The following is a 19,379-nucleotide window of genomic DNA, read 5'->3' as shown; positions in this document are numbered from 1 at the left end:
GTTGGGAGGAGTCGGGGTCAGTCCAGCGCTACCGGGGTGACTCCCCAGCGCGCAAGTCGCTGTGCACCGCCGTCGGCCGCGGTGAGAACCCAAATGCCCTTGGCATGAATGGCTACTGAGTGCTCCCAGTGCGCGGCACGGGCCTTGTCAGTTGTTACAACAGTCCAGTCATCTTCCAAAGTAACGGTTTCTAATCCGCCACGGACCAGCATCGGCTCGAGTGCCAGGCACATGCCCGCCTTGAGCTTGGGACCGCGGTGCTTTGAGGAGTAGTTCAGGACATCCGGGGCCATGTGCATGGCAGAACCAATACCGTGGCCCACATAGTCCTCTAGAATCCCCAGTTCCACGCCGGGCTGGGACACCACGAACTCGTCAATTGCGTCACCGATATCACCCACATACTTCCCTGTTGCCATGGCGGCAATACCGCACCACATGCTCTCCTCGGTGATGTCACTGAGCCGGCGATCGGCAGGATCTTCGGCAGTGGGGCCGCCAACAATGGTGGTCCTGGCCGAATCTGAATGCCAGCCCTCCACAATGGCGCCACCATCGATGGAGATCAGGTCACCGGCTTCCAGGACGCGGTTACCGGGGATGCCGTGTACCACCTCGTCGTTGACTGAGGTGCAGATGCTAGCCGGGAAGTCATGGTAGCCCAGGAAATTGGAGGTGGCCCCGGCCTTCTTCAATTCAGCGGCGAAGATGGCGTCCAGTTCACCCGTGGTCACACCCGGTGCCACGGCACCAATGGTGGTGTTCAGAGCTGCGTCCAGGATCAGCCCGCTGCGGTGCATGATGCGCATCTGGTCAATGGTCTTGTATTCAATTCTTTGCTGGCCAAACGCCATGAAAGAAGCCTTTCGATAAGAAAATAAATGAGGGCTCCTCCCCATAGTGCGGGAAGGAGCCCTCCGTCACAACCCCCGGCCTTGCGGCAAAGGCTGTCAATACTTAGGTGTTACTAGGCGGCTTCGCCCTTGACCTTGTTGATAGCGTCCATGATACGAGCCGTCACATCATCCATCTCGCCTAAACCGTCAACCTTGGCCAGAATGCCTCGCTCCGCATAGCGGGACACTACAACCTCTGTCTGCTCACGGTAAAGATCCAAGCGGTGACGGATAACAGCTTCAGTGTCATCGCTGCGCCCTGTTTCCACGGCGCGGCCTAACAGGCGCTTGACGAGTTCCTCGTCGTCGGCCGTCAATTGCACAACAACATCCAAGCTAGCCTCGGCAGCGCCCAGAATGTCATCCAGCTCGTCTACCTGGGGAGAGGTCCTCGGGTAGCCGTCCAAGAGGAAGCCTTCCGCAACGTCACTCTGCGCAAGCCGGTCACGAACCATCCGGTTGGTGACGCTGTCCGGGACAAAGTCACCATTGTCCATGTACTTCTTGGCCTCAATACCAAGGGGTGTTTCACCCTTGACGTTGGCGCGGAAAATATCACCAGTGGAAATCGCAACAATGCCGAGTACCCCGCAAATGCGATCAGCTTGTGTGCCTTTGCCAGAACCGGGAGGTCCAATAATCAGCATTCTTGTCATCGCAATAGCCCTTCGTAGTGGCGTTGTTGGAGTTGCGCATCAATCTGCTTCACAGTCTCCAAGCCAACACCAACCACAATGAGAATCGAGGTGCCGCCGAATGGGAAGTTCTGGTTTGCCCCCACCATGACCAAAGCGATCAGCGGGATCAGGGCCACAATACCCAGGTACATGGAGCCCGGGAGTGTGATGCGCGAAATAACGTACTGCAAGTAATCCTGTGTGGGGCGCCCCGCACGGATACCGGGAATGAATCCGCCATACTTCTTCATGTTGTCAGAGACTTCTTCAGGATCGAAGGTAATAGCCACGTAGAAGTAAGTGAACCCAATTGTCAGAAGGAAGTACATCAACATGTAGACCGGGTGGTCTCCTCTGGTGAGGTAATTGTTGATCCACTCAATCCAAGCCGGCGTATCAGTGCTGTTGGCCGGTGTGGCAAACTGCGCAATCAGGGACGGCAGGTACAGCATCGACGAGGCGAAGATAACCGGGATAACACCGGCCATGTTGACCTTGATCGGGATGTAGGTGCTAGTGCCACCCATGGTACGGCGGCCAACCATACGCTTGGCGTACTGCACGGGGATACGGCGCTGGGACTGCTCAACAAACACAACCAGTGCAACAACGAGAAGACCCACAACCATGACGGTCAAGAAGGTGCCCCAGCCCTGAGTCTTCAAGATGGCACCCAATGAGGTGGGGAACATGGCAGCAATGGCAACGAAGATCAACAGGGACATGCCGTTGCCGACACCCTTTTCGGTGACGAGCTCGCCCATCCACATGATCAAGCCTGAACCGGCCGTCAAGGTGATGATGAGCAGCAGAATCGTGATCAGGCTGTCATTGGGGATCAACGCACCGGGCGTGCCTGCAGCGCCGCAACCAGCGAAGAGCTGGCCAGAGCGGGCAAGAGTGACCAAGGTGGTGGCGTTGAGCAAACCAAGGGCAATGGTCAGATAGCGCGTGTACTGCGTGAGCTGACCCTGTCCCTGAGCACCTTCTTGGTGCAGTTCCTGGAAACGGGGGATCACTACGCGAAGAAGTTGAACGATGATGCTGGCCGTAATGTACGGCATGATTCCCAAAGCAAAAATGGAAACCTGAAGCAAGGCGCCGCCGCTGAACAAGTTCACAAGCTGGTAGATGCCCTGGCTCGTGTCAGCAGCATTCACGCACTGTTGGACGTTTCGGTAATCAATTCCGGGCGAGGGGATAAAAGCGCCCAAGCGGAAGATGGCAAGAATTCCCAGCGTGAACAACAACTTGCGTCGCAGATCAGGCGTGCGAAAGGCGCGGCCAAATGCGGTAAGCAAGCGTCCTCCTGACGTGTAGTGATGAATGTGGCCTCGTAGCTGAAGCCCAAGGAAAGAGTCTAGTGGGTGATCTGGCACGCACTGTAACTGTGACGGCAAATCTACCCATGTCGCGGACAGAACTAACCCGCACGCACTTAAACGAAAGACCCTTGGTGAGCGGAACATGAGCCCCGCCCACCAAGAGTCTAATCGCTAGATGTGCGCATTTGTGAACTTTTTACAGTTCGGTGGTGGTTCCACCTGCAGCAGTGATCTTCTCGATTGCGCTTGTGGAGAATGCGTGAGCGGAGATATCAACCTTGACGGTGATGTCACCGGTGCCCAGCACCTTCACGGGCTGGTTCTTGCGAACGGCACCCTTCTCAACGAGTGTCTCGACGGTGACAACGCCACCTTCGGGGAAGAGCTCGTTCAGCTTCTCCAGGTTTACAACCTGGAACTCGACGCGGAACGGGTTCTTGAAGCCACGCAGCTTGGGCAGACGCATGTGCAGCGGCAGCTGGCCGCCAGCAAAGCCGGCCTTGATCTGGTAGCGGGCCTTTGTACCCTTGGTACCACGGCCTGCGGTCTTACCCTTGGATCCTTCACCACGGCCAACACGGGTTTTAACCGTCTTGGCGCCGGGTGCGGGACGCAGGTGGTGGACCTTCAGTGCGTTCTGCTTTTCAACAGTCTCAGCAGTGTTCTTCTCAGCCACTTTTACTTCGCCTCCTCAACCTTGACAAGGTGCGGAACCGTGTTGATCATGCCAGCGGTCACTGCGTCAGCCGTACGAACGACAGAGTCGCCGATGTGCTTGAGGCCCAGTGAACGAAGGCAATCCTTCTGGTTCTGCTTGACGCCGATGACGCCCCTGATCTGAGTGATTTCCAGCTTCTTCTCAGAAGGCTGAATGTTCTTAGGTGTAGTCATTACAGACCCGCCTTTTGCATATTGCGCAACAGCACAGCCGGAGCAACTTCATCCAAAGGCAAGCCACGGCGAGCCGCAACTGCCTTGGGGTCTTCCAGGGACTTCAAAGCAGCAACAGTTGCGTGAACAATGTTGATGGCATTGGAGGAACCCAGTGACTTGGACAGAACATCGTGGATGCCTACGCATTCCAGGATGGCGCGAACCGGACCACCGGCAATAACACCGGTACCAGCTGCAGCCGGACGCAACATGACGACGCCGGCAGCGGCTTCACCCTGTACGCGGTGGGGAATGGTCTTGCCAACCATGGGTACGCGGAAGAAGGACTTCTTGGCTTCTTCAACACCCTTGGCAATAGCGGCAGGAACTTCCTTAGCCTTACCGTAGCCAACACCGATCATGCCGTTACCGTCACCGACGATCACGAGAGCGGTGAAGCTGAAGCGACGGCCACCCTTGACAACCTTGGCAACACGGTTGATGTTGACAACGCGCTCGATGAACTGGCTCTTTTCAGCCTCACGTCCACCATCGCGACCACGGCCACGGCCACCGTCGCGACCGCCTTCGCGGCCTCCACGAGCACCGTCGCGACCGCCACGGCCACGGGCGCTGTCTGCGCCTGCGGCTGTCTCAGTCTTCGCGGCACCGTCAGCTGCAGTAGCTTCTGACACAGTGTTCTCCTTGTTAATGTTTTCGGTCACAGTGCCAGCCCGCCTTCACGTGCGCCGTCAGCAATAGCTGCGACACGGCCGTGGTAGCGGTTACCGCCGCGGTCGAAGACAACAGCTTCGATGCCAGCAGCCTTGGCGCGCTCTGCAATAAGCTCGCCAATGCGCTTAGCCTTGGCGGTCTTGTCACCGTCAAATGCGCGCAGGTCTGCTTCCAGTGTCGAAGCCGACACCAGGGTCAGGCCCTGGGTGTCGTCGATGACCTGAACGAATACGTGGCGTGCTGAACGGTTAACTACCAGACGCGGACGTACGGTGGTGCCGCTGACGCGCTTACGTACACGCAGGTGGCGACGGCCGCGTGCTGCGGCCTTGGACTTTCCTCTTACGGATAGTGCCATGGTTACTTACCAGCCTTTCCGACCTTGCGGCGGATGATTTCGCCGGCGTAGCGTACGCCCTTACCCTTGTACGGGTCGGGCTTGCGCAGCTTGCGGATGTTGGCAGCAACTTCGCCCACCTGCTGCTTGTCAATGCCTGACACGGAGAGCTTAGTGGGGCTCTCAACTGCCAGTGTGATGCCAACGGGTGCCTCAATGACAACCGGGTGGCTAAAGCCCAGAGCGAACTCAAGGTTATTGCCCTTGGCAACTACGCGGTAACCGGTACCAACAATTTCCAGCTTCTTCTCGTAGCCTGCAGTGACACCAATGATCAGGTTGTCAATGAGGGTCCGAGAGAGGCCGTGGAGTGCACGTGAATCGCGCTCATCGTTGGGGCGGCTAACGGTGATGGTGTTCTCTTCGAGAGCAACCGTGATGGGGCTTGCAACAGTTAGCTGCAGTGCTCCCTTCGGGCCTTTAACGGAGACCAGGTTATCTTCAACCTTGACCTCTACGCCGGCAGGCACGGAGATGGGGAGACGTCCAATACGTGACATAAGTTCTTTCCCTTCTCTCTCTACTACCAGACGTAGGCGAGGACTTCCCCACCCACGCCCTTCTTGGCAGCCTGACGGTCGGTCAGCAGACCTGACGATGTCGACAAAATGGCGACACCCAGCCCACCCAAAACGTTGGGGAGGTTGGTGGACTTTGCGTAAACGCGCAGTCCGGGCTTGGAGATGCGGCGCAGGCCAGCGATTGAACGCTCGCGGCTGGGACCGTACTTCAAGTCGATGGTCAGCTTCTTGCCAACTTCGGCGTCTTCAACCTTCCACGCAGTAATGTAACCCTGCGCCTTGAGGATGTCGGCGATGTGGCCTTTAAGCTTGCTAAACGGCATGGACACGGTATCGTGGTGTGCCGAGTTTGCGTTGCGCAGACGCGTAAGCATGTCTGCGACAGGATCTGTCATTGTCATTTGGGCGCTTGCCCTTCCTCGTAACGGTTTCCTTCGCGATTCACTGGCGTTATGAAATCAGATTCCATGGCACCGGCGCCGCCGAACGGACCTTTTACGTAGATTATTTATCTTCGGATTTGAACGGGAAGCCGAGTGCTTTAAGCAGTGCACGGCCTTCGTCATCTGTCTTGGCTGTGGTGACGACTGTGATGTCCATACCGCGGGGGCGGTCAATGGAATCCTGGTCGATCTCGTGGAACATAACCTGCTCGGTCAAACCGAAGGTGTAGTTGCCGTTGCCGTCAAACTGCTTGCCACTGAGGCCGCGGAAGTCGCGGATACGGGGCAGTGCAAGAGTGACCAAACGGTCCAGGAATTCCCACATACGGTCTCCACGCAGAGTTGCGTGGCAACCAATCGGCATGCCTTCGCGCAGCTTGAACTGAGCGATTGACTTGCGCGCCTTGGAAACCTGGGGCTTCTGGCCGGTGATGGCGGTGAGGTCACGAACGGCGTGGTCAATGAGCTTGGAGTCCTTAGCGGCATCTCCAACACCCATGTTGACAACAACCTTGACCAGGCGCGGAACCTGGTTAACGTTCGAGTAGGTGAATTCCTCGATCAGGGCCGGCTTGATTTCCGCTGCGTAGCGGCTCTTCAAGCGAGGTGTGATCTTAGGTGTGTTCTCTGCTACTGCGGCGCTCATGGCAGATCCTTCCCTGAGGCCTTGGCAACGCGGATGCGTACTTCACGCTTGCGGCCATCGCGCTCAACGATTTCGGTGCGGTAGCCAACGCGAGTCGGCTTCTTCGTGGACGGGTCCACGAGTGCAACGTTGGAGATATGAATAGGTGCCTCGACGATTTCGATGCCACCAGTGTTGGTGCCACGTTCCGTCTGACCGGCTTTGGTGTGCTTCGTAACGCGGTTTACGCCCTCAACCAACACGCGGTTGGTTTCGGTGTATACCTTCAGGACCTTGCCCTGCTTGTTACGATCGCCGCCACGCTCAGCCTTGGCGCCTGTGATGACCTGAACCAGGTCACCCTTCTTGATCTTTGCCATAAGTTACAGCACCTCCGGAGCCAACGAGATGATCTTCATGAATTTCTTGTCACGAAGTTCACGGCCAACCGGGCCGAAGATACGGGTACCGCGGGGGTCCCCGTCAGCCTTGAGAATGACAGCTGCATTCTCATCGAACTTGATGTAGGAACCATCCGCACGGCGGCGTTCCTTCTTGGTACGAACGATGACAGCCTTGACGACGTCACCCTTCTTTACGTTTCCGCCGGGAATTGCATCCTTGACGGTGGCGACAATGGTGTCACCGATGCCTGCGTAGCGGCGCCCAGATCCACCGAGAACGCGGATGGTCAAGATTTCCTTGGCCCCCGTGTTGTCGGCGACCTTAAGCCGCGACTCCTGCTGAATCACTAGTATCTCCTGTTCGTCGCGCTGGTTCTTGGCCATAAACCATCTATGGATAAGCCTTGCGGAACGTATTGGTCGGGATGTCTCTGAACGTGCCTGGATTTTGCCAAAACACGCCTAAACACTTCATGCCAACTCCACTTTCCGTCCCGGTGAATTGCATGAAAATTCACGCACCGGATGGCAGTTTGTAGTGGCACGAGGCATTTACGAGGTAAATGCGCACCTATCTGTCTCAACCGAAAACGGCGGCACAGAAAAGGCGCAGCAATAAATAATCCTAGCACGACGGCGGAACCTCACGGTACGCTGGCAGCTCGCCAAAAGCGTTACCTCCCCCACATCTGCCGTACAGGTCCGCAGGCGTACGGGAGGAGCTTGTACTTTAAACAATGTTGGGCCCGTTGCCACAAGTGGCAACGGGCCCAACATTTAGTAATCAATCAACACAAGTGTTGAAAGGTTTACTTAGCCTTCTCGACGATCTCAACTAGGCGGAAACGCTTGGTTGCAGACAGCGGTCGGGTTTCGCTGATAATAACGAGGTCGCCGATGCCGGCGCTGTTCTCTTCATCATGAGCCTTGATCTTCTTGTTGCGGCGCAGAACCTTGCCGTAAAGCGCATGCTTTACACGGTCTTCGACCTCAACAACGATGGTCTTATCCATCTTGTCGGAGACAACGTAACCGCGCATCTTCTTGCGCTCGTTACGAACTGGCGTCTCAACGCCATTGTCAGTGTTGTTTACAGAATCGCTCACTTGGCGTCCTCCTCAGTCTTTTCAGCCTTCTTGGAGGCCTTCTTGGCGTCCTTGTCAGCCTTCTTGGAGGCCTTCTCCACGGGTGCAGCGGCAACCACGTCCGGGCGTATGCCCAGCTCGCGCTCACGCAGCACTGTGTAGATGCGGGCGATGTCACGCTTTACAACGCGCAAACGACCGTGGCTTTCCAGCTGACCGGTGGCCGACTGGAAGCGCAGGTTGAACAGTTCTTCCTTAGCCTTACGGAGTTCTTCGACAAGACGTGCATTGTCAAACCCGTCAAGCTGTGCAGGGGCAAGTTCCTTGGAACCAATTGACATCTCTACTCACCACCTTCGCGACGCACAATGCGTGCTTTCAACGGCAGCTTGTGGATTGCCAGGCGCAATGCCTCGCGTGCTACCTCTTCTGATACACCGGACAGTTCAAAAAGAACACGGCCGGGCTTGACGTTTGCGATCCACCACTCGGGTGAACCCTTACCGGAACCCATGCGGGTTTCAGCAGGCTTCTTCGTCAACGGACGGTCAGGGTAGATGTTGATCCACACTTTACCGCCACGCTTGATGTGACGAGTCATGGCGATACGAGCGGACTCGATCTGACGGTTGGTTACATATGCCGGGGAGAGAGCCTGAATGCCCCACTCACCGAATGAAACCGTGGTGCCGCCAGTAGCCTGACCCGAACGACCGGGGTGGTGCTGCTTACGATGCTTTACGCGACGTGGGATAAGCATTTACGCCTCTCCTCCTTCTACTACCGGAGCTGCAACCTCTGCAGCTACAGGAGCCTCAACCGCGGCAGCTGCCTCGGTGCGCTCAGGACGGTCGTTACGACGACGGTCGCCACCGGCGCGGGGACCGCGGGCTCCGCGGTCATCGCCGTCACGACGCGGGCCACGGCCACGAGCAGGAGCAGCAGCTGCCTGAGCAGCCAGTTCCTTGGACGTGACATCGCCCTTGTAGATCCAGACCTTGACACCAATACGGCCGAACACGGTCTTGGCTTCGAAGAAGCCGTAATCGATGTTGGCACGCAGGGTGTGCAGGGGCACACGACCTTCGCGGTAGAACTCGGTGCGTGACATTTCAGCGCCACCCAAGCGACCAGCACAAGCGACACGGATGCCCTTGACACTGCCGGTGCGCTGAGCGGACTGCATGGCCTTCTTCATCGCGCGGCGGAACGCCACACGGCTAGTCAGCTGCTCTGCGATGCCCTGGGCAACGAGCTGAGCATCAGCTTCCGGGTTCTTGACTTCCAAGATGTTCAGCTGAACCTGCTTGCCGGTGAGCTTTTCGAGCTCGCCGCGGATGCGGTCTGCTTCTGCTCCACGACGACCGATGACGATACCGGGGCGTGCGGTGTGGATATCCACACGTACACGGTCACGGGTTCGCTCAATCTCAACCTTGGAAATACCGGCGCGGTCCATGCCCGTGGACATGAGTGCGCGGATCTGGATGTCTTCTTTTACGAAGTCCTTGTAACGCTGGCCGGGCTTGTTACTGTCCGCGAACCAATGTGAACGGTGGTCCGTGGTGATCCCGAGACGGAAACCGTGCGGGTTTACTTTCTGTCCCACTTAGCGAGCCTCCTCTTTCTCGGGGGTAGCAACAACCACTGTGACGTGGCTGGTGCGCTTCTTGATCTGGAATGCACGGCCCTGTGCACGCGGCTGGAACCGCTTCATGGTGGGGCCATCATCAACGAAGATTTCGCGGATGTACAGATCATTTTCGTTGAACGCGATGCTGTCGCGATCTGCCAGAACGCGGGCGTTAGCCACTGCGGACTGGACTACCTTGAATACCGGTTCCGAAGCTGCCTGGGGGGCAAACTTCAAAATCGCCAATGCCTCATTCGCCTGCTTGCCACGAATCAGGTTGACGACGCGCCGGGCCTTCATAGGCGTTACGCGCAGATGACGCGCACTTGCCTTGGCTTCCATTGCTATCTCTCTCTCGTCTTAGCCGTATTGACAAGCGCCTAGCGGCGCTTGCCCTTACGGTCGTCCTTGACATGGCCGCGGAATGTCCGCGTGGCGGCGAATTCGCCGAGCTTGTGCCCGACCATCGACTCAGTAACAAACACGGGGATGTGCTTGCGACCGTCATGCACGGCGATCGTGTGACCCAACATATCGGGCACGATCATCGAGCGGCGGGACCAGGTCTTAATTACGTTCTTGGTACCCTTTTCGTTCTCCCGAGCTACCTTAACAAAGAGGTGCTGGTCAACGAAGGGACCCTTCTTCAGGCTACGTGGCATGTCTCCAGGCTCCTATCGCTTGTTCTTGCCAGTACGGCGGCGACGAACAATCAGCTTGTCGCTCTCTTTGTTGGGACGGCGGGTACGGCCTTCGCGCTTACCGTTCGGGTTGACCGGGTGACGTCCACCGGAGGTCTTACCTTCACCACCACCATGAGGGTGATCGACGGGGTTCATGACAACACCGCGGACGGTCGGGCGTACGCCCTTCCAGCGCATACGGCCAGCCTTACCCCAGTTGATGTTGGACTGCTCAGCGTTTCCAACTTCGCCGATGGTCGCGCGGCAGCGCGCATCAACGTTGCGGATTTCGCCGGAGGGCAGACGCAGCTGGGCGAACTTGCCTTCCTTGGCGACGAGCTGAACCGAGGCACCAGCTGAACGAGCCATCTTGGCTCCTCCTCCGGGACGCAGCTCCACAGCGTGGATAACAGTACCCACGGGGATGTTGCGCATCGGAAGGTTGTTGCCAGGCTTGATATCAGCAGCCGCACCGGCTTCTACGAAGTCGCCCTGGCTGAGCTTGTTCGGGGCGATGATGTAACGCTTGGTTCCATCAACGTAGTGCAGGAGCGCAATGCGTGCGGTGCGGTTGGGATCGTATTCGATCTCAGCAACGCGTGCGTTTACGCCGTCCTTATCGTGACGACGGAAGTCAATCAGGCGGTACTGGCGCTTGTGGCCACCACCCTTGTGACGAGTCGTGATGCGACCGGTGTTGTTACGGCCACCCTTTTTGGGCAGTGGACGGACCAGAGACTTCTCCGGCGTCGACCGCGTGATTTCTGTGAAGTCGGCAACGCTCGAGCCACGACGGCCCGGGGTTGTCGGCTTGTACTTACGGATTCCCATAGTTTATTTCCTCGTTAAAGTGGTCTCCGCTTATGAAAGCGGACCGCCGAAGATGTCAATCGTGCCCTCGCGGAGGGAGACAATGGCGCGCTTGGTGTTCTTGCGCTGTCCCCATCCGAACTTGGTGCGCTTACGCTTACCGGCCCGGTTGATGGTGTTGATCGAGTCGACCTTGACGGAGAAAATTTTCTCCACGGCCAGCTTGATCTCGGTCTTGTTTGAGCGGGGGTCAACCAGGAAGGTGTACTTACCTTCGTCGATCAAGCCATAGCTCTTTTCCGAAACGACAGGTGCAAGCACTACGTCGCGCGGATCCTTGATGGTAACGGCGCTCACTTGCCGTCCTCCTTAATGGTCTGGGCAGCTTCGCCGCCGGCCGGAACAAAGCCTGCGGCCTTGGCGTCCTCAGCTGTTGCAAACCAAACTTCAGCCTCAGTGGCGTCGTACCAGCGTGAACCAGGCACGTGGTACTTCATGGAGTCCTTGTTGCCCTTGATGGTGCCTTCGGCGTCATCTTCGGTGTCAACAGAAACCAGGTCTTCAACCAGCAGCATGCTTGAAGCAAAAGCTTCTGAAGCAGCGCGACCGGAGACGAAAACGTCGTAAGCAGCCTGTGTGAAGACAATGTCATCAGAGACAAGCACGTCGTAAGTGTTGAGCTGGTCAACGTACAAAACGTGCAGGTTGGTGATGTTGCGTACGCTCAATGCGGCAACGTCGTTGGCGCGCTCAATCACTACGAGCAAGTTCTTGCGCGTGGTGACGGATGCCAGCGTGGCCATTGCAACCTTGGTGGACGGCTTGGAGCCGGAAACCAATTCCGCAATAACGTGGATACGGCCGTTGCGTGCGCGGTCAGAGAGTGCGCCGCGCAAAGCTGCAGCCTTCATCTTCTTGGGCGTACGCTGGCTGTAATCGCGAGGAGTGGGACCGTGGACAACGCCACCGCCGGTCATGTGAGGGGCGCGGATTGAACCCTGACGGGCACGGCCGGTACCCTTCTGTGCGAACGGCTTGCGGCCAGCACCGGATACTTCGGCGCGGGTCTTGGTCTTGTGCGTACCCTGACGGGCAGCGGCAAGCTGAGCTACGACAACCTGGTGCAGCAAGGGCACGTTGGTCTGAACGTCGAAGATCTCTGCAGGCAGGTCAACTTTAACAGTAGCCATTTACTTATGCTCCCTTCACGGCGGTGCGTACGAATACGACCTGGCCGCGGGCGCCGGGGACAGCACCCTTGATCAGCAGCAGCGACTTCTCGGCGTCAACACCGTGAACCGTCAGGTTCATGGTGGTTACGCGCTCGGCACCCATACGGCCTGCCATGCGCATACCCTTGAAAACGCGGCCAGGGGTGGACGCGCCACCGATGGAACCGGGCTTACGGTGGTTCTTGTGAGCACCGTGTGATGCCGGGGCGCCGTGGAAGCCGTGACGCTTCATGACACCGGCGAAACCCTTACCCTTTGAAGTACCGACGACGTCGACCTTCTGGCCGGCTTCGAAGATCTCAACGGAGAGCTCCTGGCCGAGGGTGTAGGTGTCGGCGTCTGCAGTGCGCAGTTCAACGACGTGGCGGCGAGGGGTAACGCCAGCCTTTGCAAAGTGACCAGCCAGGGGCTTGGTAACCTTGCGGGGATCGATCTGGCCGTAGCCGATCTGGATCGCTACGTAGCCATCAACCTCTGCGTTGCGCAGCTGGGTGATGACGTTGGAGTCGGCCTGGACAACAGTTACGGGAACAAGCAAGTTGTTCTCATCCCAGACCTGGGTCATGCCGAGCTTCGTGCCCAGGATGCCCTTAGTGTTTCGGGTCGCGGTCATAGTTTCTCAGCACCTCCCTACAGTTTGATTTCGATGTTCACGTCGGCCGGCAGGTCGAGACGCATGAGCGAATCTACAGCCTTAGGCGTGGGATCAATGATGTCGATAAGACGCTTGTGCGTGCGCATTTCAAAGTGCTCGCGGCTGTCCTTGTACTTGTGAGGTGAACGAATTACGCAGTAAATGTTCTTCTCTGTGGGCAGCGGCACGGGGCCTACTACCGTTGCGCCTGCGCGCGTGACCGTCTCAACGATCTTCCGAGCTGAAACATCAATGACCTCGTGGTCATATGACTTCAGCCGGATGCGGATTTTTTGTCCCGCCATGGCGTCGTGACTCTCTTTCCTGTAACGAAGCAACCTGTAGAAGCGATGCTGTTGACGTAAACGCTGTTTACTTTTCCTGTTCAAATGTGGCATTCACAGCCACGCTCCCAACGAACTGAATCCGGATAAATCCGGGTTCCTCAATCCGTTGGAGCTCCGACCCCCGCGGTCGGGCGTGTCGCGAATAATTCGCGCACGTACCCACACCTTTTATGCGGAGGGCTTGTCATATGTGGGCTTTAGCTTGGACCCTGCGACGAGCATTATCTCGACCGGGACACGAAAAAGCACTTGAACAACTCAATAAGTATGCCGGATTATGGCGCTGAACGCCAATTGGGCCAACGCCGCGGCCAACAGCCGCACCTCTATCCTTTCCGTCTTTTCGGGCCTTGACGGCCATGAGATGCTTCAATCGTGAGCAAAGTCACCGATAGTTCCGGGGTGCCTACTCCCCCGGGCGGACTCTCCGTTTCAGAGATTCCCACCCGTCGCGTGGGCGGAAAGTGGATTTTTCTCTTCGCCCTGAGCTGGTTTGGGGTTTGGATTGCCCAATTGACACCGGTACAACTACTGCTGCCACTCCAGGTTGAGAAGTACCTCAACACCACGGACTGGGTGGCCAACGTCCTGGGGTTTGGTCTGATCTCCGGCGTTGCCGGCGCCTTTGCGCTCATTGCCTATCCGCTCACCGGCGCACTTTCTGACCGCACCACGTCCCGCTTCGGCCGGCGCCGCCCATGGATAGCCCTGGGAACACTGGGCTTTGCCGTATCCCTGGTGCTCCTGGGCTGGCAGACCTCGTTCCTTTCGATCGGGATCTGCTGGGTTGGGGCAAGCATCTTCTTCTGTGTCTTGACGGCCGCACTGACGGCTGCCATCTCTGATCAGGTGCCAGTGAATCAGCGGGGATACGTCTCAGGCTGGATCTCTGCACCGCAGGCCATAGGCATCATTGCCGGGCTGGTGCTGGTCATGGTCTTGGCGCTGAGTACCTTTGGCGGTTACGCCCTCATGGCGGGCCTGTTGGTGTGCCTCGGCTTGCCCTTCCTGCTGTTAATGCCCGACGCCGTCCTGCCGCCGGGGATTGTGCCGCCACTGACGCTGAGCTCACTCATGGGTGGTCTGTGGATCAGTCCACGTAAACATCCGGACTTCGGCTGGACCCTGTTGAGCCGCATCTTGGTGAACCTGGGCAACGCCTTTGGCACCAGCTTGCTGCTGTACTTCCTCATGTACGGACTCAAGGTGGCGGATGCACAGGGCTCGCTGATTCAGCTGACCCTCGTCTACATGGTCTTCGTGATTATCGCTTCGCTATGGTTGGGCAGGCTCTCAGACAAACTGGGCCGGCGGCGGGTTTTCATCTTCGGCTCGTCCGTGCTCCAGGCGGCGGCTGCACTGATCCTGGCTTTTGTCCCGACCATGGGGGCCGCCACTGTGGGTGCCGCCCTTTTGGGTCTGGGCTACGGCTGTTTTCTGTCGGTGGATCAGGCGCTGGCCACAGAAGTACTGCCGGACCAGCTCTCCCGCGGCAAAGACCTGGGCATCATGAACATCGCACTGACAGTCCCCCAGGCGTTCGCGCCCATGTTGGGCGCCCTGTTGGTCAGCGCCGTGGGCGGCTTCACCCTGCTGTTCGTGATTTCCGGAGTCACCGCATTGGCCGGAGCATGGGCCGTGGCTCAGGTCAGGGGTGTCAAATGATCGGAGCCCTTGACAGGCTCATCAGCTCAAACGCACATCACATCTGCGGGGGGCCCTGCTGTGGCGCTGGCAGGGGCCGCGCTGGAACGGGCGGCGCTGGCAGGGGCCGCGCTGAAGGGGGCTGCGCCGGCTGGGGCTGCGCTGAAGGGGGCTGCGCCGGCTGGGGCTGCGCTGGAATGGGGTGCTGGGGCTGCACCGGCTCACCAGCGTAGGCGGATGGCCACTGATCCGGGTGCTGCTCCACGTACGGTTCCGCCATCTCCTGTGGGCCCGCGTACTGCTGGCCCATGTACTGCTGGCCCACGTACTGCTGGCCCGCGCCGGGCATGCCAGCAGGCCCTCCCCCATTGGGGTTCAGGGGTGCCTCCGTTTTTGCGAGGGGCTTCTTACGGTTCAGTCGCCATATGGCGAGGGCTATCAGCGCCAGTGCCAGCAGCGCCAACAGGATGTATGTGAATCCTCGCAGATACCAGATCACAGCCGTTGCCACGCCTACCGCACCCCAAATGGTGAAGATGCGTTCATCGAGTGCCATGCCAACTGCCAACAGGGCCACGAACACCAGTAAGGAGATGACCTGCTGTAGCGTGTCACCGCTGACTATGGTCAGAAGACCGCCAAGGCTGGCCGCGACGGCCGCGACCATGAGCATGGTCTTGCCTCCCTGCAGTTCCTTGGCCCGGTAGCGAATCATGGCAAGGACGGCAAACGCCAATGCACACCACTGTACAAACCAGAACACACCTAAATCTATGTAGGTTGTGGAGGCCCAGAACCAGACCAAGGCAGAGGACAGCACAGCTGCATCCATGCCCAGTCGGCGCCGTCCAGTAGGTAGTTCAACACAGGCAAGCACGGCAACCCCGGTGAAGGCTGCTGCCCCGAGCAGAGATGTGGTCTCGTCTGTCACCGCCCAGAGGGCAAAAACTCCACCCCCACCGAGCGCCACCGCAATCAGTCCAGCCCTGTTTACCTGCGTGCTAGCGAGCAAACTCACCAAGACCATGGCCATGATGTACAGCGCTCCCAGAACAACCACAAAGCCAGCCAGCGCGGCGTATCCGGGCCGATCCACCAAATCCAATACCTGACTGCGGAACATGAACGCGGACAGGAGCACCATCAAAGATCCCGGCAGCGTCAGCCACGGCGTCTTCATGATGTGGGCGGCCACCACAAGTGCAGTCCCTGCCACCAGCCACATTGCGGCAAAAATCCCGGTGGCTGCCGCGCTATCCACCACGCAGGCAGTGGCCAGGAAGCAGCCGGTGGCAATCAACCAATACCAGCGCATCTGTTCAGTTTTCGGCTCAGTGACACACCGCCAAGCAATTGCGGCCACGCACAGAGCCAGCAGAATAAGGGCAGTGGCACCAGGCCACATCAGCGGTGCCAGCAGGACCGCGCCTCCCATGAGGGCAACAATGAGCAGATAAGCGGCGCCCCGTGCCTTCAAGCTCACTTGTGCAACCACGGCTGAGCCGGCCAGGGCAACAAGTTCCAACGCCACTACCCACCGTAGTGCGGTTCCCGGTGAATCGAAGCCGCGAGTTTGGAGCACATAGGCAACAGGCAACACCAGCAGGGCTGTCAGCAGCAACCACAAACCAGCCCGCAACAAGGCATCTTCCCCAACAGCCGTGTTGAAGCGCCCTCTGGTGTCCGCCATGGCCTGCAGTCCCAGTTGGAGCAGCAGCACCACTGTCAACACGAGAGTGACGACCACCGCATTGTCCGTCAGTTCCCTCACAACTTCGCCAACGAGCATGGTTACCGCAACCCGAGCCAGCAGGAAGTGTGATCCGCGAACCATTCTGGACCCGGCCTTGGCTGCCACAAGTGCCGAGGTAGCTGTCAGGATGCCCAGAACCATAACCGCAAGCGGGCGATCGGCCAAGGCGATCAAGGCGATAAGCCATAAGGCCACGGGTGCCGACCAGAGCACAGCGGGCATCTGTCTGCTTCGGATCGTGCCACAGGTTGCCAGCACTGCAAGCGCCGCAGTGGCCAGTACCACGGCGAGCCTGGCAGTCCACAAGCCAGGGCTCTCAGCAATGACCGCCACACCAACCAGCATCACGGCCGCAAGCAAAGTCACCAGAACATCTGCGCAGAGTCCGCTCACTGCCCGTCCGCGCACGGCAACCACTGACAGGATCAGTATCTGGGGCACCAAAGCCAGCAGCAGAAAAGTCCCAAGCCCCACAGCAGTTCCGAAGATGGTGGTTGCAGGATTGTTTTCCTGCCATAACTGGTACAGCGCTATTGCCATCAGGAGCGAAACGGCTCTGGCGCCCCACCAATAAACCCAGCGGTGCAAGGTCTTTTCTTGGCGGCGCAGCAGGAAGCCCCCCACCAGCAGATAGACCAGCGCTGCGCCCCACGCCACGCTGGCACCAGCCGCGTCAAAGACCGGTCCTGTGCCCAGCGCAACAATAAAAAGGTACGACGGCGCGATGATCTCTGCGCGCGAGAATCCTCTGGTGCGGGGCAGCTTGACGAGTGAGAATACTACCGTGGCCAGACCCATGGCGAGGGCGGAAACAAGGAACTCCCAACGCAGCAATGGCAGCGTGGTGATTCCCGGGAAGGCGGGGCTATTTTGGCCCACATAGGTGACCGATAGCAGGATCACAAGAGCTGTTCCTGCTGTTGCCCAGGCGGCCGCCGAGTAGTTGGTGACGGAATTCGCTGCACCGAACTTGGCCAACATTGCATCAGCTAGCAACTGCAGAGCGCAAATGACACCCATGACTGCCAAGATCAGATGGACCTTACCGGGTTGCGCCGGAATGAAGTGGGCAAGGGTTGCTGCGGCCAGTGCACTCACCAGCACACGCGCAATGTTGAGCATGATGTGGCCCGTGGTGGTCCCTCGTGCCGCACGGTACCGCAACAGGGAGTAGATCAACCCAATGGACAGAAGCACCATCGCGTCCGCTGCGGACAGGAACAGCCAGCACAGCAAGGTCGCTGTCGCTGCCGGTAACGGCAGCCACTCCCCCTTCGGCAGGAAGATGGGCACCACTGCCATGGTTGCCACAAGTCCGACGGCGAGCCCCAGCGCGGCGAATGGCCATTGGCCGGTAGTGGTACTCCAGGGTGCAGCCAGCCCAGCCGTCCATGCGGCCGAGCTCACCGCCAGAACTACGGCGCTGGTGAGCACATCCCCGTCCACCCAGGCGCCGCGTCCCAAGTAGGCCGTGAGGCGGTCTCGGCTATAAGCAATGGTCAAAATCTGAACCGCCAGCACCACGGTGAAAGACGCGGCTGCCCAAACAAATTCCGGTTGGATGAGCCACCCAATGAAGGGCGCTGCCAAGGTCGCGGACAGCCTCAGGCCCAAGTAGTTCCACGGGCGCAGCGCAGGGGTGGCGACTACACACATGACCGCATAGAAGATAACCCCGGCAACCAGGACAAGCGTGTGGTCAAAAGCGTTCAAGGCCAGCGAAAAGATGAGCGAACCAAGCAAACCTGCGGGGGCAAACCAAGGGCCGAGATCTGAGAGCGGTTTGGCATACAAGCCAGGCTCGGAGCCCCTGTTCTGCAATAGGTACCCGGCAAGGGACAGCAGTGCAGAAAAGACAATGAGTGCCGCGAAATACCAGGCCAAGGCTGCCCCGAGTACGGCCACGGAAGACCATGCGGTGGAGAGCAGGAAGGCGAGGGAAAGGTACACCACCAACCGGCTTTGCAGGCGCACAGCAGCCACAGCGTAGGCCACGGTTCCGATGAGGGAGGTCGCCAACCACACTGCGGGCCCATCCGGGAATCCCAAGTTGTACGTAGCCAGACCTGCGAAGGGGATGATCGCCAACGCCGTGCCGGCAAACGCCACGGCAGCAGGCTTGAGACGGGGCACTTTGGCGTGCAGTAGTAAACCAGCGCCATAGAAAAGTATTGTGGCGAGCCAAACCCCCACCAACCGCACTGGCACCGGCTGGCTGCTGCCAACAAACAAGGCAGCTGCAGCCACCATCAGCAAACTGGCAACGTACAAGGTGATGTTGATGTTCTGAACTTCGCGCTTGCGCTTGCGCTCCGCGGCTACTGCCGGGTCCTGGACAACGGGTTTGGCTACCTGCTGCAGTGGTGGCAGCGACCGTGGCACCGTGCGTGGCATGACATTAGGTGGTGGCAAGTTATTAGGTGGTGGCATGGCATTGCGCGGAGGCAGGGGGGCCGCCGTGGGGTTCACAGGGGGCATGAGCACTGGCGCCGAAGCGGGACCGGACGGCCCAGCCTGGGCAGCAAGCGCATCGCGCCAACCGGCCAGATGCCCCTCCAAGTATCCGCGACCATAGGCTTCCTGCACGACGGATAGAACCGACGGCGGCACCTTACCTTCTGGCTCCTGCTGCTGATGCATACTGCTCCCTCGTGGCTGTGAG

The 19,379-nt window shown here is 58.7% G+C and carries 24 protein-coding genes and 1 pseudogene; 1 reads left to right on the top strand and 24 read right to left on the bottom strand.

Annotation, left to right across the window (positions count from 1 at the left end; genetic code table 11):
* Positions 1-17: 17 nt before the first annotated feature.
* The 23 genes and pseudogenes from map to rpsJ all read right to left on the bottom strand — a co-directional run bounded on the left by map (position 18) and on the right by rpsJ (position 13,278).
* Positions 18-854: a type I methionyl aminopeptidase gene (map, locus tag RY113_RS15685; RefSeq protein ID WP_110105573.1), complete on the bottom strand. Its 837-nt coding sequence runs from the start codon at positions 852-854 to the stop codon at positions 18-20.
* A gap of 113 nt (positions 855-967) precedes the next feature.
* Positions 968-1,552, bottom strand: coding sequence for an adenylate kinase (locus tag RY113_RS15680; RefSeq protein ID WP_110105572.1), 585 nt, complete (start codon positions 1,550-1,552; stop codon positions 968-970).
* Positions 1,549-2,874, bottom strand: coding sequence for a preprotein translocase subunit SecY (secY, locus tag RY113_RS15675; protein ID WP_110105571.1), 1,326 nt, complete (start codon positions 2,872-2,874; stop codon positions 1,549-1,551). Before secY ends, RY113_RS15680 begins: the two co-directional genes overlap by 4 nt.
* A gap of 220 nt (positions 2,875-3,094) precedes the next feature.
* On the bottom strand, positions 3,095-3,574 hold the full coding sequence (gene rplO / locus RY113_RS15670) for a 50S ribosomal protein L15 (protein ID WP_110105570.1): 480 nt from the start codon (positions 3,572-3,574) through the stop codon (positions 3,095-3,097).
* Positions 3,575-3,576: 2 nt separating this feature from the next.
* The gene (gene rpmD / locus RY113_RS15665; RefSeq protein ID WP_110105569.1) at positions 3,577-3,789 is read right to left on the bottom strand and encodes a 50S ribosomal protein L30; all 213 of its coding nucleotides are present in this window, start codon (positions 3,787-3,789) and stop codon (positions 3,577-3,579) included.
* Positions 3,789-4,496, bottom strand: a complete 708-nt coding sequence (gene rpsE / locus RY113_RS15660) for a 30S ribosomal protein S5 (protein ID WP_110105568.1) — start codon at positions 4,494-4,496, stop codon at positions 3,789-3,791. The genes rpmD and rpsE overlap by 1 nt, the downstream gene beginning before the upstream one ends.
* Positions 4,493-4,864, bottom strand: coding sequence for a 50S ribosomal protein L18 (rplR, locus tag RY113_RS15655; protein ID WP_110105567.1), 372 nt, complete (start codon positions 4,862-4,864; stop codon positions 4,493-4,495). Before rplR ends, rpsE begins: the two co-directional genes overlap by 4 nt.
* 2 nt (positions 4,865-4,866) lie before the next feature.
* Positions 4,867-5,403 carry a 50S ribosomal protein L6 gene (rplF, locus tag RY113_RS15650; RefSeq protein ID WP_110105566.1) on the bottom strand — a complete coding sequence of 179 codons (537 nt, stop codon included), beginning with the start codon at positions 5,401-5,403 and terminating at the stop codon, positions 4,867-4,869.
* A 23-nt stretch (positions 5,404-5,426) separates the two neighbouring features.
* Positions 5,427-5,825 (bottom strand): 30S ribosomal protein S8, encoded by a 399-nt coding sequence (gene rpsH, locus RY113_RS15645; protein ID WP_110105565.1) that lies wholly within the window; start codon positions 5,823-5,825, stop codon positions 5,427-5,429.
* Positions 5,826-5,928: 103 nt separating this feature from the next.
* Entirely contained in the window at positions 5,929-6,513 is a 585-nt protein-coding gene (gene rplE / locus RY113_RS15640; protein ID WP_110105564.1) for a 50S ribosomal protein L5, read from the bottom strand.
* The gene (gene rplX, locus RY113_RS15635; protein ID WP_110105563.1) at positions 6,510-6,872 is read right to left on the bottom strand and encodes a 50S ribosomal protein L24; all 363 of its coding nucleotides are present in this window, start codon (positions 6,870-6,872) and stop codon (positions 6,510-6,512) included. Before rplX ends, rplE begins: the two co-directional genes overlap by 4 nt.
* 3 nt (positions 6,873-6,875) lie before the next feature.
* On the bottom strand, positions 6,876-7,244 hold the full coding sequence (gene rplN / locus RY113_RS15630; protein ID WP_062286641.1) for a 50S ribosomal protein L14: 369 nt from the start codon (positions 7,242-7,244) through the stop codon (positions 6,876-6,878).
* Between the two features lie 461 nt (positions 7,245-7,705).
* Positions 7,706-7,936: a 30S ribosomal protein S17 gene (rpsQ, locus tag RY113_RS15625; RefSeq protein WP_082369419.1), complete on the bottom strand. Its 231-nt coding sequence runs from the start codon at positions 7,934-7,936 to the stop codon at positions 7,706-7,708.
* 62 nt (positions 7,937-7,998) lie between these two features.
* Entirely contained in the window at positions 7,999-8,322 is a 324-nt protein-coding gene (rpmC, locus tag RY113_RS15620; RefSeq protein WP_110105562.1) for a 50S ribosomal protein L29, read from the bottom strand.
* Positions 8,323-8,324: 2 nt separating this feature from the next.
* A complete protein-coding gene (gene rplP, locus RY113_RS15615) occupies positions 8,325-8,741 on the bottom strand; it encodes a 50S ribosomal protein L16 (RefSeq protein ID WP_038464683.1) in 417 nt (138 codons plus the stop codon).
* Complete coding sequence (gene rpsC / locus RY113_RS15610; protein ID WP_110105561.1) at positions 8,742-9,590, bottom strand: 30S ribosomal protein S3; 849 nt, start codon at positions 9,588-9,590, stop codon at positions 8,742-8,744.
* On the bottom strand, positions 9,591-9,956 hold the full coding sequence (gene rplV / locus RY113_RS15605) for a 50S ribosomal protein L22 (RefSeq protein WP_110105560.1): 366 nt from the start codon (positions 9,954-9,956) through the stop codon (positions 9,591-9,593).
* Between the two features lie 38 nt (positions 9,957-9,994).
* Positions 9,995-10,276 carry a 30S ribosomal protein S19 gene (gene rpsS / locus RY113_RS15600; protein WP_110105559.1) on the bottom strand — a complete coding sequence of 94 codons (282 nt, stop codon included), beginning with the start codon at positions 10,274-10,276 and terminating at the stop codon, positions 9,995-9,997.
* 12 nt (positions 10,277-10,288) lie between these two features.
* The gene (gene rplB / locus RY113_RS15595) at positions 10,289-11,128 is read right to left on the bottom strand and encodes a 50S ribosomal protein L2 (RefSeq protein ID WP_110105558.1); all 840 of its coding nucleotides are present in this window, start codon (positions 11,126-11,128) and stop codon (positions 10,289-10,291) included.
* Positions 11,129-11,158: 30 nt separating this feature from the next.
* On the bottom strand, positions 11,159-11,464 hold the full coding sequence (gene rplW / locus RY113_RS15590; protein WP_038464693.1) for a 50S ribosomal protein L23: 306 nt from the start codon (positions 11,462-11,464) through the stop codon (positions 11,159-11,161).
* Between the two features lie 239 nt (positions 11,465-11,703).
* Positions 11,704-12,297: pseudogene (rplD, locus tag RY113_RS15585) on the bottom strand (50S ribosomal protein L4); the annotation flags it as partial.
* 4 nt (positions 12,298-12,301) lie between these two features.
* A complete protein-coding gene (rplC, locus tag RY113_RS15580) occupies positions 12,302-12,952 on the bottom strand; it encodes a 50S ribosomal protein L3 (RefSeq protein ID WP_110105556.1) in 651 nt (216 codons plus the stop codon).
* A 17-nt stretch (positions 12,953-12,969) separates the two neighbouring features.
* Positions 12,970-13,278 carry a 30S ribosomal protein S10 gene (gene rpsJ, locus RY113_RS15575; RefSeq protein WP_038464699.1) on the bottom strand — a complete coding sequence of 103 codons (309 nt, stop codon included), beginning with the start codon at positions 13,276-13,278 and terminating at the stop codon, positions 12,970-12,972.
* 417 nt (positions 13,279-13,695) lie between these two features.
* On the opposite strand from rpsJ, the gene RY113_RS15570 reads away from it, so the two are divergent.
* Positions 13,696-14,985, top strand: coding sequence for an MFS transporter (locus RY113_RS15570; RefSeq protein WP_315915301.1), 1,290 nt, complete (start codon positions 13,696-13,698; stop codon positions 14,983-14,985).
* Between the two features lie 37 nt (positions 14,986-15,022).
* Here the strand turns inward: RY113_RS15570 and RY113_RS15565 are convergent, their stop codons facing one another.
* On the bottom strand, positions 15,023-19,357 hold the full coding sequence (locus tag RY113_RS15565; RefSeq protein WP_315915300.1) for a hypothetical protein: 4,335 nt from the start codon (positions 19,355-19,357) through the stop codon (positions 15,023-15,025).
* Positions 19,358-19,379: the final 22 nt, after the last annotated feature.

This window comes from Arthrobacter sp. lap29, from assembly GCF_032458965.1.
Taxonomy (GTDB): domain Bacteria; phylum Actinomycetota; class Actinomycetes; order Actinomycetales; family Micrococcaceae; genus Specibacter; species Specibacter psychrochitiniphilus.
The sequence above is the reverse complement of the archived record's forward strand: the minus strand, read 5'-3'. Positions and strand labels throughout refer to the sequence as shown.

Coding starts and splice junctions, on each gene's coding strand:
- map (WP_110105573.1), bottom strand. CDS start 854: ATGGCGTTTGGCCAGCAAAGAATTGAATACAAGACCATTGACCAGATG.
- RY113_RS15680 (WP_110105572.1), bottom strand. CDS start 1,552: ATGACAAGAATGCTGATTATTGGACCTCCCGGTTCTGGCAAAGGCACA.
- rpmD (WP_110105569.1), bottom strand. CDS start 3,789: ATGACTACACCTAAGAACATTCAGCCTTCTGAGAAGAAGCTGGAAATC.
- rplR (WP_110105567.1), bottom strand. CDS start 4,864: ATGGCACTATCCGTAAGAGGAAAGTCCAAGGCCGCAGCACGCGGCCGT.
- rplF (WP_110105566.1), bottom strand. CDS start 5,403: ATGTCACGTATTGGACGTCTCCCCATCTCCGTGCCTGCCGGCGTAGAG.
- rpsH (WP_110105565.1), bottom strand. CDS start 5,825: ATGACAATGACAGATCCTGTCGCAGACATGCTTACGCGTCTGCGCAAC.
- rplE (WP_110105564.1), bottom strand. CDS start 6,513: ATGAGCGCCGCAGTAGCAGAGAACACACCTAAGATCACACCTCGCTTG.
- rplX (WP_110105563.1), bottom strand. CDS start 6,872: ATGGCAAAGATCAAGAAGGGTGACCTGGTTCAGGTCATCACAGGCGCC.
- rpsQ (WP_082369419.1), bottom strand. CDS start 7,936: ATGCGCGGTTACGTTGTCTCCGACAAGATGGATAAGACCATCGTTGTT.
- rpmC (WP_110105562.1), bottom strand. CDS start 8,322: ATGTCAATTGGTTCCAAGGAACTTGCCCCTGCACAGCTTGACGGGTTT.
- rplP (WP_038464683.1), bottom strand. CDS start 8,741: ATGCTTATCCCACGTCGCGTAAAGCATCGTAAGCAGCACCACCCCGGT.
- rplV (WP_110105560.1), bottom strand. CDS start 9,956: ATGGAAGCCAAGGCAAGTGCGCGTCATCTGCGCGTAACGCCTATGAAG.
- rpsS (WP_110105559.1), bottom strand. CDS start 10,276: ATGCCACGTAGCCTGAAGAAGGGTCCCTTCGTTGACCAGCACCTCTTT.
- rplB (WP_110105558.1), bottom strand. CDS start 11,128: ATGGGAATCCGTAAGTACAAGCCGACAACCCCGGGCCGTCGTGGCTCG.
- rplC (WP_110105556.1), bottom strand. CDS start 12,952: ATGACCGCGACCCGAAACACTAAGGGCATCCTGGGCACGAAGCTCGGC.
- rpsJ (WP_038464699.1), bottom strand. CDS start 13,278: ATGGCGGGACAAAAAATCCGCATCCGGCTGAAGTCATATGACCACGAG.
- RY113_RS15565 (WP_315915300.1), bottom strand. CDS start 19,357: ATGCATCAGCAGCAGGAGCCAGAAGGTAAGGTGCCGCCGTCGGTTCTA.